The organism is Fictibacillus gelatini DSM 15865 (assembly GCF_000430745.1).
GTDB lineage: Bacteria > Bacillota > Bacilli > Bacillales > Fictibacillaceae > Fictibacillus_A > Fictibacillus_A gelatini.
Genome location: NZ_AUMP01000002.1, coordinates 142,475 through 156,511, shown reverse-complemented (window position 1 = coordinate 156,511; position 14,037 = coordinate 142,475). Strand labels below are relative to the sequence as shown.

At 40.6% G+C, this 14,037-nt stretch carries 10 protein-coding genes and 1 other annotated feature; of the genes, 7 read left to right on the top strand and 3 right to left on the bottom strand.

Annotated features, from left to right (window positions below; genetic code table 11):
- The first annotated feature begins 105 nt into the window (after positions 1–105).
- The 4 genes from hemL (at position 106) to ysxE (ending at position 5,322) form a co-directional block, all read left to right on the top strand.
- The gene (gene hemL / locus H538_RS0103850) at positions 106–1,389 is read left to right on the top strand and encodes a glutamate-1-semialdehyde 2,1-aminomutase (protein WP_026676470.1); all 1,284 of its coding nucleotides are present in this window, start codon (positions 106–108) and stop codon (positions 1,387–1,389) included.
- A 638-nt stretch (positions 1,390–2,027) separates the two neighbouring features.
- A complete protein-coding gene (gene spoVID / locus H538_RS0103840; protein WP_026676468.1) occupies positions 2,028–3,335 on the top strand; it encodes a stage VI sporulation protein D in 1,308 nt (435 codons plus the stop codon).
- An 11-nt stretch (positions 3,336–3,346) separates the two neighbouring features.
- Positions 3,347–4,270 (top strand): hypothetical protein, encoded by a 924-nt coding sequence (locus H538_RS0103835; RefSeq protein ID WP_035350017.1) that lies wholly within the window; start codon positions 3,347–3,349, stop codon positions 4,268–4,270.
- The gene (gene ysxE / locus H538_RS23030; RefSeq protein ID WP_051291256.1) at positions 4,267–5,322 is read left to right on the top strand and encodes a spore coat protein YsxE; all 1,056 of its coding nucleotides are present in this window, start codon (positions 4,267–4,269) and stop codon (positions 5,320–5,322) included. The genes H538_RS0103835 and ysxE overlap by 4 nt, the downstream gene beginning before the upstream one ends.
- Before the next feature lie 69 nt (positions 5,323–5,391).
- On the opposite strand, the gene H538_RS26415 is transcribed toward ysxE, so the two are convergent.
- A complete protein-coding gene (locus H538_RS26415; RefSeq protein ID WP_026676466.1) occupies positions 5,392–5,586 on the bottom strand; it encodes a hypothetical protein in 195 nt (64 codons plus the stop codon).
- 194 nt (positions 5,587–5,780) lie between these two features.
- Positions 5,781–6,078 (top strand) — a binding site (T-box leader).
- A gap of 48 nt (positions 6,079–6,126) precedes the next feature.
- On the opposite strand from H538_RS26415, the gene H538_RS0103820 reads away from it, so the two are divergent.
- The 3 genes from H538_RS0103820 (at position 6,127) to H538_RS0103810 (ending at position 11,982) form a co-directional block, all read left to right on the top strand.
- On the top strand, positions 6,127–8,775 hold the full coding sequence (locus tag H538_RS0103820) for a valine--tRNA ligase (RefSeq protein WP_035350014.1): 2,649 nt from the start codon (positions 6,127–6,129) through the stop codon (positions 8,773–8,775).
- An 88-nt stretch (positions 8,776–8,863) separates the two neighbouring features.
- Entirely contained in the window at positions 8,864–10,159 is a 1,296-nt protein-coding gene (locus tag H538_RS0103815) for a bifunctional folylpolyglutamate synthase/dihydrofolate synthase (RefSeq protein WP_026676464.1), read from the top strand.
- Positions 10,160–10,275: 116 nt separating this feature from the next.
- A complete protein-coding gene (locus tag H538_RS0103810; RefSeq protein WP_026676463.1) occupies positions 10,276–11,982 on the top strand; it encodes a GGDEF domain-containing protein in 1,707 nt (568 codons plus the stop codon).
- 140 nt (positions 11,983–12,122) lie between these two features.
- Here the strand turns inward: H538_RS0103810 and H538_RS0103805 are convergent, their stop codons facing one another.
- A complete protein-coding gene (locus H538_RS0103805) occupies positions 12,123–13,619 on the bottom strand; it encodes a DUF7305 domain-containing protein (RefSeq protein ID WP_026676462.1) in 1,497 nt (498 codons plus the stop codon).
- A 14-nt stretch (positions 13,620–13,633) separates the two neighbouring features.
- Positions 13,634–14,026 (bottom strand): prepilin-type N-terminal cleavage/methylation domain-containing protein, encoded by a 393-nt coding sequence (locus tag H538_RS0103800; RefSeq protein WP_026676461.1) that lies wholly within the window; start codon positions 14,024–14,026, stop codon positions 13,634–13,636.
- Positions 14,027–14,037 lie beyond the last annotated feature (11 nt).

The window sequence follows — 14,037 nt, the reverse complement described above, 5'->3', positions numbered from 1 at the left end:
TTTTCTAGATGCCACAAGCAAAAAGTCGGATAGAGTAAATTGGCGAAGGGCCAATTTATTCTTCTTAAAAAAATATATGTGATTCTTTAGGACGGAGGACTTCAAATGAGAAGTTTTGAAAAATCAAAAGCGGCATTCCAGGAAGCGAAGAAATATATGCCGGGCGGGGTAAACAGCCCTGTTCGCGCATTTAAATCCGTCAATATGGACCCGGTTTATTTTGAACGGGGAAAAGGTTCAAAAGTGTATGATATTGATGGAAATGAATATATCGATTATGTTCTATCATGGGGACCTCTCATTTTAGGGCATGCAAACCCAAGAGTTGTTGAAAGTTTGAAACAAACAGCTGAAATGGGGACGAGTTTCGGGGCGCCAAACGAATGGGAGACAAAGCTCGCTAAGCTTGTCACAGACCGCGTTCCTTCTATCGAAATCGTCCGGATGGTTAACTCGGGAACTGAGGCGACGATGAGCGTGCTTCGCCTTGCGCGTGGTTATACCGGACGAAATAAAATTTTAAAATTTGAAGGCTGTTATCATGGACACGGAGATTCGTTATTAATTAAAGCAGGATCTGGTGTTGCGACACTTGGTCTTCCGGACAGCCCGGGTGTTCCTGAATCTGTTGCACAAAATACAATCACCGTTCAATACAATGATTTGGAAAGTGTCCGCTATGCCTTTGAACAATTTGGCGAAGACATTGCCTGCATTATTGTCGAACCGGTTGCCGGCAATATGGGTGTTGTTCCGCCGCAAAAAGGGTTCCTTGAAGGCTTGAGGCAAATTACAAAACAATACGGTGCATTGTTAGTCTTTGACGAAGTCATGACCGGCTTCCGTGTCGATTACGGATGTGCACAAAGCTATTTCGGCATTACCCCGGATTTAACGTGTCTCGGCAAAGTGATCGGCGGCGGTCTTCCAGTAGGAGCTTATGGGGGCAAAAAAGAAATTATGGAGCAAATTGCCCCGAGCGGCCCGATTTATCAGGCAGGAACGTTATCCGGCAATCCGCTGGCAATGGCGGCAGGATACGAAACGCTTGCTCAACTTACGCCTGAACATTATAAAGAGTTTGTTAAGAAAGGCGATCTTCTTGAAGAAGGCTTTATGAACGCTGCGCAAAAATACAACATTCCGCTCACTGTTAACCGTGCGGGATCGATGATCGGCTTCTTCTTCACCGATCAAAACGTCGTCAATTATGAAACGGCGAAATCATCTGACCTGAATCTCTTCGCCAGATATTTTAAAGGTATGTTAGAAGAAGGAATCTCGCTTCCTCCTTCCCAGTTTGAAGGGCTGTTCCTTTCAACTGAACATAGCAAGGAAGATATCGAGAAGACGATCGAAGCTGTGGAGAACGTATTTGCCAAACTGTAAAGCAAATGTGGCTGTCCAATAAATCTTTAAAATGAACCAGAGGAGAAAAACGACTCGATATCGTTTTCTCCTCTGGTTTTTTATATTTTTTTATTTTCTTTGAAAATAGCAGGCGGGCGAAATTTTGCCTCCGATTCTCACTTTTGTCCTTGAGACAGATCCTATCGGACAAAAAAGAGCCCCAGCATGAGGCCACTGAAAAAGTTCCTTTTAATAAAAAACTAAAATTTTTGAAAAACCAAAACCCAAAAAAACAGTATTTTTCACTTAGGAAGTGGGGGATAGCATCGTGTTTACAATGCATTTCGCTTACCAAAGTGGGGATGTATTTTTTAGGAAAAAGCATTTTTGAAAATTTCTTGGACTTTTTCAGTGACCTCCCCCAGCATGTAATTTTTGTCCTTGAGACAGGATGTCGCGAGCCCGTAAAAATAAACAGATCCCCGGCTACTAAATGCACCACAGAAGGATGCTCCGTTTTTTGGAATAGACGAAATTTAAATCCCTCCGAAGATTACTACATTCTACAAACCTGTTAAGCGTTCAGAAAAATTGTAATGTGTTTTCTCAATCATATTTTGAAATTAATGGTCATAAACCTGTAATGTATGATATTTGTCTGAAAGGAGGAGAAGGGCGTGAATCAATCGAAGCTGCGTTTCTCCATTGAAGAATCGGTCTGGTTGAAGAAAGGACAGGAAGTGGCTGAAGTGCTTTCGATGTCACTTGAACCTGATATCGCCATTACAGAAGAAAACGACCATGTATACATTAAGGGAGCTTTAAAGCTTGTCGGGGAATATCGTCCATATGCTCAAGCCATTCCACCGGTAGATTTTGAAGCGGGATCGTTGCGGGAACAAGTATCCTACCGTTCATTGACGCAATTAACAATGAAAGATGATGGCATTGCTGAACTTGAACACCGTTTTCCCGTAGATATTACGATTCCTGCATCAAGAGTAACCGATTCGAGAGAAGTTTATGTTGCTGTTGAATCTTTTGATTATGAATTGCCAAACCCGACCTGTCTCGAACTGTCTGCGGCAATTTCCATTTCCGGCATTTATGAAGAAAATGTCGTAAATCAAACGGAAGAAGAGGACCCGACTAACGATGATGAAGCTCTTTATGGATACGAAGAAGAGGTGCCGGTTAATGAACCTGTAGAAATGGAAGAAGTAGAAGAGGAAGCAGAAGAGGTACCGATTGCGTCCCCACATCGGGAAGACGAGCAAATGTTCAGCACGTTTCAATTTGAAGCGAAAAAGTTCTATGACGATTTCCCGGTCGAACCGCTTACTCCGAGTTTTTTAGAACCGCTGGAAATTCCTGAGCGACCAAGAGAGACGACCGTTGAGTTTAAAGCGATGGAAGAACCCGCACGGCAAGACCAAACGGATGAATCGGTAAGCACTGAAACTTGGAGTACGCTTAAATCAATCGCTTCTGAATCGAAAAACGAATTAGAAGTACAAAACGAATTACCGTCGGAACCAAGGCCCGAAGAAATTGAAGTGGAAGAACAAGAAACTGCAATTCAGGAATCGATGGCTCATGAAGTAGAAGTAGATGAAGAAGTAGAAGTAGAAGAAAGCGTACCAGAAGCGGTAGAAGTTTCAGGCATGGTTGAAATTGAGGAAGAACCACCCGCGCAATATTCGGAACTTGCAGAAGACATTGAAGTACAAGAAATAGAGGAGAAAGAGCATGGAGCGGCCGGAAGAGATGAAAATGCACTTTATTTAACGAAAATGCTATCTGGAGGAAATGAAGAAAAATTTGCGAAAGTGAAAATGTACATTATCCAACGGGGAGATTCGTTAGATAGTGTTTGTGACAAATATGATATCACTTTGAATACATTATTACGCGTCAATCGAATTAAACAAGAAGAGGTTACGGAAGGACAAATTATTTACATTCCTGTAGCTCAAACCCGTTAGGATAACAGGTGATGACAATGGCCATTTTGGAACAAATCGCCGAGCATTATCAATTGGATCATGCCGAATGGAAAGAAGAAAATAAAGTCATTTCAACAAATTTAGGGGATAAGCAAGTAAGGTTTTGGGCGGAGGAACAACTTTTAAATTGGCATATCGAATGGCGGGATGAAGTTGCACTTGGAATGAACGTTGCCACGGATCGAATGTTACGCACAGCCAACCAGAATCCGTGGATCGCATCGGGAACTACGTATATTACGCTGCATGACCATGTGACAACGACTGTTCCGTGTGCGGGGTATGAGGAAAATTGGGGGCAATTGATCGGAGGGCTATTACAGACCGGCATAAAATTACACGATAAATATAAAGAAATAGCAGTTAAGAATGATTATTCGTTTAAAAAGTGTCTCGAGAGGTTGAGGAAGTATAAAGAAGAAGGGGCATCTTTTGAAAGTGTGAAAAAGTGTCTGCTTGAAGCGGATAAACGGCAAAAAAGAGCGCTTGAACTGACAGAAACCTTTAGAGGAATTCCCTTACCACTACTTGATCGATTGGATGGGCGGAAGGGAAAAGAAATATTTAATTTATTTTTTTATGAAGGGGGAACGGCTCGTCCGGAGCTCGGATATAGATCGTTACGCATTTTTTTAATAAAATGGCTGAACAACTCGAGCCCTTACTCGTTAAAGAAGCTGTTAACATGCATTAATGACCATTTCTCGTTAGAAACGGAACATGGCTTTTTGCTTCTTGCTGAAATATTAGCTCCGATAGAATTGTATGAATGTTTAGACCGGCTTCAAGAAAGCGAACTGTCCGAAATGATGACGATTCTGCGAAATTTTGAACAAGACTGGGAACGAAATCGGGTATTGCTGCACCATTATACGGATTGGCTGGATGAAAAAAGAAGGAAGGTGGCCCTATGAGTTTTCCAAATGAGGTTCAAAACTATGGGCCAATTCTTTTTCAATATGATCTTTATCCTGAAAGAATTGAGGCCGTTGGAAAAGTAAAGAAAGTTATTACGAAACGTGGAACATTTGCCTTAAAAGAAACAAAAATGAACGAAGAAGAACGCCGTTGGTTTACGCATGTCATTCAGCGGTTATCAGAAATTGGCTATCATCGAATGGTTCCCCTGTACCCTACGAAATATGGGGATTACACGGTTCAGTATGGAAATAATGTGTATTATTTAATGCCATGGTTTTCGGGAACACCGCGCACAAGTTTAAGCAGGGAAGATGATCTTATTGGAGAGATCGCGAAAATACATGTACTGACATTAAAAGAACAAGACTTTTCACCGGAAGTCGTGGAACAGTCATACCACTATTTAATGAATCGGTGGGAAGGGCGTCAGCTGGAAATGGAACGTTTTGCTGAAGAAGCAGAACGGAAATTGTATATGTCCCCATTCGAACTAACGTATTTAAGCCATTTTCACGAGATGATGAGGATGGCGGAAGAAGCGAAGCAGCGGTTAGGCGAATGGTATAATACATGTCAAAGTGAAAAGAGATATCGAAGTGTGCTTTGTAATGGCAAGGTGTCAAGAAATCATGTCCTTTTCAGTCATCATGGGGAAGTGCATTTATTAAACTTTGAAAAAGCCGTCCTCGATACACCGGTAAGGGACCTGGCCATTTTCTTTCGGAAAGCCGTTCATAGTCCTACCTGGAAGATTGAAGATGGAATGCGGTATTTCGGAATTTATCAGGCAAGACTGCCTTTGTTAGATGAGGAAAAAAGCCTTCTAGTCAGTTATTTAAGTTTTCCTGAGCCTTTATTTCATTCGGTTGATATGTATTTAAATAATAGAGGTAGGTTTACTCAACTTGAAATGGTTCATCGATTGGAGCGAAGAATTTCCGCTTTAAAACGTATTACCGAACTGTGCGGCTTTATTTTAATGCCGCCACCGCCTCCAGAGAACGAGGCCAATCCAAACGAACAGACGAATCAAAATCCCATATAGGGCAACCTATATGGGATCCTTTAATTTGCCGAGAAAAAAGTCATGTGCCTCCTTACAGCACATGACTTTTTAAAAAACTTCAAGCGTAAAGCATAAATGAAGGACCAACAAGATTAGTATGAGAAAAAAGTCGACCGCGGATGGGAAGATAATGGTTCTGATCAATTGAAAGACGATGAGCGGGATTGTAAATTGGGCTACAACATCTCGAATGTTTTGCAGCCAGTTCGGCATTCGATATTTCCGAAAAGCTCTCCTTGCCATCGATACCCCTCTTTTCATGTTGAATCGATCCAGGAATCTAGGTTAATACCCATTTTATGCACGATTATTTCAATGGTGAACAAAATCGAGGCACCATTTTTCCCTTAGAAGAATAGTATAATTGTTACAATCGATGGATAAGCTATTGACGATAAGTAGGGAAGAAAGTTAAAATATCTTTAAGTTTAATATAAAGGTATGCGAAGAAAGGGAAGAGTACATGTCCGGCCTTTAAGAGAGGGAAATCAGCAGCTGAGAGATTTCCTAAGTGTTCCGGTATTGGAAGGTCGCCCTGGAGCAGCTTCTTTGAAAATTTTTAAATGTGTTCACTTTTGTGAGACATCGGAAAGTAGAAGAAGCCGGGAAAACCGTTATCAAATCGAGTGTGCACTTAGCTGGTTTCGTGTTAGGGACCAAACTCCAATCCTCACATCTAACCTCTAAGCTGCAAACAAAGGTGGTACCGCGAAAATAACTTCTTTCGTCCTTTGAGGGCGGAGGGAGTTTTTTATTTGTACAATTTTTAAGGAGTAGATGAAGATGCCGACAGAGAAAAAGGAAATTTCGATGCCTACGAAATATGACCCGAAGCAGGCAGAAGCCAATTGGTATCAATTTTGGCTTGATGGGAAATTTTTTGAAGCGACAGGTGATGAGCAAAAGGAACCCTATACGATCGTTATTCCGCCGCCAAACGTTACTGGAAAATTGCATTTAGGGCATGCATGGGATACAACGCTTCAAGATATTTTATCTCGCGCAAAGCGAATGCAAGGCTATGACGTACTATGGCTTCCGGGAATGGACCATGCCGGAATTGCTACACAGGCAAAGGTAGAAGGGAAACTTCGTGAACAGGGAATTTCCCGCTATGATTTAGGGCGTGAAAAGTTTCTTGAAAAGTCATGGGAATGGAAAGAAGAATATGCTGATTTTATCCGTAAGCAATGGGCAAAATTAGGGCTCTCCCTCGACTATTCCCGTGAACGTTTCACTCTTGATGAAGGGTTGTCTAAAGCGGTTCGTGAAGTTTTCGTTACCCTTTATGAAAAAGGCCTTATTTACCGCGGGGAATATATCATTAACTGGGATCCAGAAACGAAAACGGCGTTATCCGACATCGAGGTTATTTATCAAGATGTTCAAGGTGCTTTTTATCATATGCGCTATCCGCTTGCTGACGGCTCCGGTTCGATTGAAATTGCGACAACACGTCCGGAAACGATGCTTGGTGATACTGCGATCGCCGTCCACCCGGATGATGAACGCTACAAGCATTTAATCGGGAAAAAAGCGATCTTGCCAATCGTTGGCCGTGAGATCGAAATTATTGGAGACGACTATGTCGATATGGAGTTCGGTTCCGGGGCGGTAAAAATTACTCCGGCACATGATCCGAACGACTTTGAGATCGGAAACCGCCATAACCTTGAGCGCATTTTAGTCATGGATGAATCCGGAAAAATGAACGAAAATGCGGGTAAATACCAGGGAATGGATCGCTTTGAATGCCGCAAGCAAATCGTAAAAGATCTTCAAGAATTGGGTGTTCTCTTTAAAATTGAAGAACATATGCATTCCGTCGGCCATTCTGAACGAAGCGGGGCAGTTGTTGAACCGTATCTTTCGACGCAATGGTTTGTTAAAATGAAGCCGCTCGCCGAAAAAGCGATTGAACTGCAAAAATCCGAAAACAAAGTTAACTTTGTTCCGGAACGATTCGAGAAAACGTACTTGCGCTGGATTGAAAATATTCGCGATTGGTGCATTTCCCGGCAGCTCTGGTGGGGCCACAGAATTCCTGCCTGGTACCATAAAGAAACAGGTGAAATTTACGTTGGTCGCGAACAGCCGAAAGACATTGAAAACTGGGAGCAGGATACAGATGTTTTGGATACGTGGTTCTCATCCGCGCTATGGCCTTTTTCAACGATGGGCTGGCCTGATCAAGCCTCCGAAGACTTTAAACGTTATTATCCAACCAATGTACTCGTAACCGGTTACGATATTATTTTCTTCTGGGTAGCGCGCATGATATTCCAGGGGATAGAGTTTACAGGTGAACGGCCATTTAAAGATGTATTAATCCATGGATTAGTTCGCGACTCGGAAGGAAGAAAGATGAGCAAGTCGCTCGGCAATGGTGTCGATCCGATGGATGTCATTGAAAAATACGGTGCCGATGCATTAAGGTTCTTCTTATCTACCGGAAGCTCGCCGGGGAACGATCTTCGCTTCTACTGGGAAAAAATTGAATCAACATGGAACTTCGCGAATAAGATCTGGAACGCTTCCCGTTTTGCGCTTATGAATATGGACGGAATGAAGGCGGAGGAAATCGATTTAACCGGAGATTTATCATTAGCGGACAAATGGATTTTAACCCGATTCAATGAAACGGTTGCCGATGTTACACGTTTAATCGATGCTTATGAATTCGGCGAGGTTGGCCGTCTGCTTTATAACTTTATTTGGGATGACCTTTGTGATTGGTACATCGAAATGGCGAAGCTACCACTATATGGGGAAGATGAGGCGGCGAAGAAATCGACTCGCTCGGTTTTAGCTTATGTTCTTGATCACACATTGCGATTGCTTCATCCGTTCATGCCGTTTATTACAGAGGAAATCTGGCAGCACTTGCCGCATGAAGGTAAATCCATCACGGTCAGCAGCTGGCCGAAACACCGGGAAGACTTGCATTTCCCTGAAGCGGCGAAAGAGATGAGTCTTATTACCGAACTCATCCGTTCGATCCGCAACATTCGCGCTGAAATGAATGTAGCCCCAAGCAAGCCGATTGAAATGCAGCTTAAGCCAAAAAGTGAAGAAGTATTAAAGGCGCTTCGTGCGAACCGGAACTACATCGAACGTTTCTGTAACCCGAGTTCGCTTGTGATCGCAACCGAATTATCGGCTCCAGACAAATCGATGAGCGCCGTTCTTACGGGGGTTGAAATGTATTTGCCATTAGAAGGCTTAATTAACATTGAGGAAGAAATTAAACGTTTAGAAAAAGAATTGGAAAAATACAACAAAGAGGTCGAGCGTGTTCAAAAGAAATTAAGCAATGAAGGATTCATAAAGAAAGCGCCTGAAAAAGTGATTGAAGAAGAGCGTGCAAAAGAAAAAGATTACCTCGAAAAACGTGCGAACGTTGAAGCAAGAATTCAAGAATTAAAAGGATAATGGATGTAAGGACGGGTTCTTCGTAAAAGGATTCGTCCTTCTACTCGTTCAAAAAGACCAGCGGAATAGTAAGAGAGGAAGGTTTTAAATGAACACATTTGAAGAAGCACTAAATTGGGTTCACGGATTGTTGACATTTGGAATCAAACCAGGATTGAAACGAATGGAATGGATGCTTGAACGTCTCAATCATCCTGAACGGCACATTAAAACAATCCATGTGGCCGGAACGAACGGAAAAGGATCAACCGTCACCTACTTGCGCCATATGCTGGAGGAAGCGGGCTATACAGTAGGTACGTTTACGTCGCCTTATGTCATTACGTTTAATGAAAGAATCAGTGTAAACGGGCAGCCGATCAGCAATGAAGATTTTCTGCAGCTGGCTAATCAAGTGAGGCCGCTTGCAGAAGAATTGGCCGAAACAGAACTGGGCTCGCCGACTGAATTTGAAGTGATCACCGCAATTTCGTTATTGTATTTTGCAAATATTGCTTACCCGGATGTCGTTATTTATGAAGTTGGGCTTGGAGGCTTGCATGATTCGACAAATGTCATTCACCCGATTCTCTCTATTATTACGAATGTCGGTTATGACCATATGAACATTCTAGGAAACACAATTGAAGAGATTGCCGGGCAAAAAGCGGGGATCATTAAATTTGGCATTCCCGTCATTACCGGTGCTGAAGAGCCAGCTGCCTTACAGGTCATTAAAGAAAAAGCGAAACGCCAACATGCGAATTGTTTTGTACTGAATGAGCAATTTTCATATGAGAACCGGACAGTAGAAAACGGGGAAGAAGTCTTCTCCTATGAATCTCTTTTAGTCAGACGGGAAAATCTCCATCTTTCCATGAAAGGTGAACACCAGGTAAAAAACGCGGCACTTGCACTTATGGCAATAGACTATTTGAACTTCTATTACGCGTTCTGTGTAGAACAGGAAGCGGTTCAAGAAGGGTTGAAAAAAGCGAAATGGCAGGGGAGATTTGAACTTGTTTCTTCAGACCCGACCGTTATTTTAGATGGGGCCCATAATCCTGAAGGAATAAGAAGCCTGCGTGATACATTGCAATCCCATTATCCGGAGAAAAAGATTCATCTTTTATTTACAGCATTAGCGGATAAAGAGATTGATGAAATGCTTGCGGAAATTTATGGGCTTGTTCAAACAATTACCTTTACGACATTCTCGTTCCATCGATCAAGTAGTGCAAAAGACCTATATGATCGAAGCCAATTTCCAAACAAATTTTATGATGAAAATTGGAGACATGCCCTCCAAAAACTTATGGAAAGCGCTGGAAGAGACGACATCATCGTTGTAACAGGTTCCCTTTACTTTATTTCAGATGTTCGAGGCTATTTTACAAACTCATAAAATATCGATTCCAATTTTCAAAACTATTTGATAAAATAGAGAGTGATATAAATGACCTAGTAAAATTCCGTATTATACCAAAAATATAGGTATGAAGTAAGGGGAGAGGCTTGAGTATGGTAAAGAAGAAATCGCAATATCAAATTATCCTATGTTGGCTCTTGCTCTATCCCCTTGCCCTCTGGTTAGGATTCGCCTTAACGGATTTTCCGAACACCGTCCATTTTCTTGATCTTTCTATTTTTGTCATTTTAACAATCATTGTCTCCATGTTTCCGCTGAAAATAGTAGATACGAATATTTCGCTTCTGCAAGGAATATCAATTGCGGTTTTTCTTTATTTCGGTCTTTTTACCGCTCAAATAATGATACAACTTTCAATAATTTGTGTTCTTATTGTTGTAAAGGTTCCGTTTAAAGAGTATTTCCGTTATTTGGCGATGACTTTAATGTTTGCCTGGATTTCATTGCTTGCGGGGCTAGTATACGATGCTTTAGGCGGCGAGACGGGGCCATATCAACATGAACATTTTGCCTGGATCGCTATAGTGGCATATTTTATTACATACTTTGCATTAAATCATATCCTTCTTTATTTTGTTCGAGTTTATCTCTATAAAGAGCAAAGTGTCGATTTAGTTGATAAAGATACATGGTGGGATTTAGTATCTGAATGCCTTGTTATCCCCGGGGGACTTTTGCTTTATATGCTATATTCACAAATGGGAATACCGGGTATCTTTTATGTAAGTATACCTTTTGTGGCAATTACGATTATTATTAAAATGTACCATTCAAGCCAGCAAATTAATTATTGGTTGAAGCAGGCAAGTGAAATTGGACAGCGAATGACGAAGCATTTAAGGGTGAATGACATTCTTGATGTATTTATAGAAAGTTTAGGTTCCCGGCTTCCGGTGGATGTTGCATATATCGTAGACTCGGAATCAGGGGAATATTTCCATCCGTTACGACTTTATGAAAAAACGGAAGGCATGATCGTCAAAGGAAAACGATTAAGGAAAGACGAAGGGCTCAGCGGCATCGTTTGGCTAACGCGAAAAAGCATCATGTTTGACAGGAAGAGCCGCTGGCAATCCCTTTCCGACCAATATTTTAGCGGTAAAGCGGAATCCGTCATTTCCGTGCCAATGATGCATAATCATATTGTGGTCGGGATCATTACTTTCGTTTCGAAAAAAAAGAGAGCTTATGAGAAACACCATTTGCTCATTTTGGAAATTTTATCAAACTACTTAACAGTCGCCATTGCGAATGCAAAAAACTATGAATTAACAAAACGAAAAAGTGAACAATGCCAGCTGACGGGTCTTTATAACTACCGGTTTTTCGAAAATGTATTAACGGAAATGTATACGGAATATGAGTACAAGCAACAAGATTTCTCAATTATTTTGCTGGATATTGACCATTTCAAAAGAGTAAACGATACATACGGGCACCAGAGCGGGAACGAAATCCTTATCCAACTGGCCCAACTTTTGCGGAAGTTAGTGGATACAAATGGTACAGTGGCTCGCTATGGCGGAGAGGAATTCATTATTTTATTGCCGATGACTAACATGCTTAAAAGCTATAAATTTGCAGAAGAAATCCGCATGTGCATTGCAGAAACTCCATTTACGATTAACAATGACCTGACCGATAAGAAAGAGGTTACGATCCACATAACGGCAAGCATTGGCGTCGCCACGGCACCCCATCAAGGTGAAGACCCGATGGAGTTGATCCGCAACGCCGACCGCGCCATGTACACAGGAGCGAAAAAAGCTGGAAGAAATAAAGTGGCCGTCTACAGCTAAACCCACCCAACAATTCGAGATTCGAATCTGTTGGGTGGGTTTTTTTCTTTTTTCAAAACACCCTATTCTATACAATGAAAAATTGTAGCTTAAGATCTAAATAAACCCTGCTTTCGCTTTTTCAGACCAAACTGGATAAACTATTTTTCACGGGACGGTTGAACGGAAATAATATCTTTTGCTGACAAAGGGCCACCTGTTGTTCCGCCCATGTTTGGTGGCAAGTCAGTCGCGTCAAAATTATCGAGTGTAATCGTACTTCCGCCTGATCCGGTATATGTTTTACAAATAATCGAACCTTTTATATTTCCTCCGCCGGACATATTTACATCCGCATTCGGAGCATAGAACAATTGAGTGATTGCATTTGCGCCACCACTTATATCTATCATTTTTCCACCGGTTATGATATATCCCTGAAATCCTGAGCCACCGGACATAGATATATCGGCGTTTAACGCATATAAAGAACCATATATTTTTTGATCCCCTGCCAAATTAAGATGCGAACCTTTATAATAGATATCAAGTGTTTTTATCTGTGCCTTTATCGAATTACTATTATTAGAATTTATTGCATTAATTTTACTTCCTGCGCCCATTGTTATATTAGTATTAACATAGATGGTTAGTTTTCCTGTACCAATAATATTAATTTTCCCATTCGGAATGTTTAAGGAATTGACTACTATATTTCGATTATTATTGCCAAGATTAATATTTAATGTGTAATTAGAAGAAATATAAATTTCAGTAAATTGGAGATCCTTTGTCAAATTTAAAGTATAATTATCAGCTTTATAATCATCGATCCGTAAAGCACCGTTATTAATGACATAATAAGTACTGCCATCTTTCTGTATTTTTTCGTTTGGGGGTATCGGATTACTTGGAAAAGCAGGGAATGGCGGCATATCAAATGTTTTTACAGTTTGTAATTTCACGATTTCATTATTTAATGTCATCCATTTCGGTTTATTAATGACACTATTTCCCGATTGAGGACCAACATAGATTTTATCGGAAATACCCGCACCCCCATCAAGAGCAATTGAACCATCGATTGATGAGTTTGTTCCAGCTCCACCTAAAATTTTTGCTCCACCGGATAAACTAATTATTTCTTTAACAAAAACGGCTGTATCTGGAATGGTTATGTTATTTTTGGGAACCCAATTCACTTGGATTTGTTTTTCTACGGTTCTTGAACGATTATTAATGGTACCTGTTGAAATGATTTTGTAATCTTGGAAGGTTACGCTTGAGTAATCGACCTTTTCTATTGATATTTTCGCTTCGGGTGCATACCCGAAAGAATTTTCGAAACTTTTATACGGAGGTTCTTTGTTTATAGTCGAAATCATACTTTCAATTTTTGAAAAGAAATCACTTTCATTATTGGAATTATTATAGATATCAATGATATTCTTGGTAATTTTATCCATTGTGTAAGTGATACCGGATTCAGCAATATAATAAGCAGATTGATAGGTTCTTTCGGAAGAACTCAATTTCACATTGTTAAGTGCAAATCCCATAATGGTTAAGCCTAACAATGAAATCACTGTAAGAACCAATAAAACTGTTACAAGGGCAATACCTTGTTCATTCTTTCTTAATTTTATGCACTTTTCCATAGCATCCTCAACACCTATTCTCTTAAATAAATAGTGGTTTCAGGCAGGCTGCCTATTTTTAATTTAATTTGATTCCCCGTTTTTGAAACAGTAAAATAGTTTATATTTGAAATGCACGGGTCATTATTTCTTTTTAATATGGTTCCATCAAGTCTATATACAGTTGTTCCATTAATGATTAACTCGTTAGGAGTTTTTATCTCTACTGTCCGGGCTTTTCTAATTTCTTTAGTAATAATATTGATAGCCAGCCTTTCATCGGATTGAGTTTGAATTTCTTTTGTTTGTGAATTCATTTGTTTTTGGACAAATATGTGAACGGAACTTGCAAGAAGAATGATCATTGATAAAAGCGAAAGGGCCGCCAGAAGTTCAATTAATGTTACACCTTTCTCATTCGTTTTCATTCATAACACCT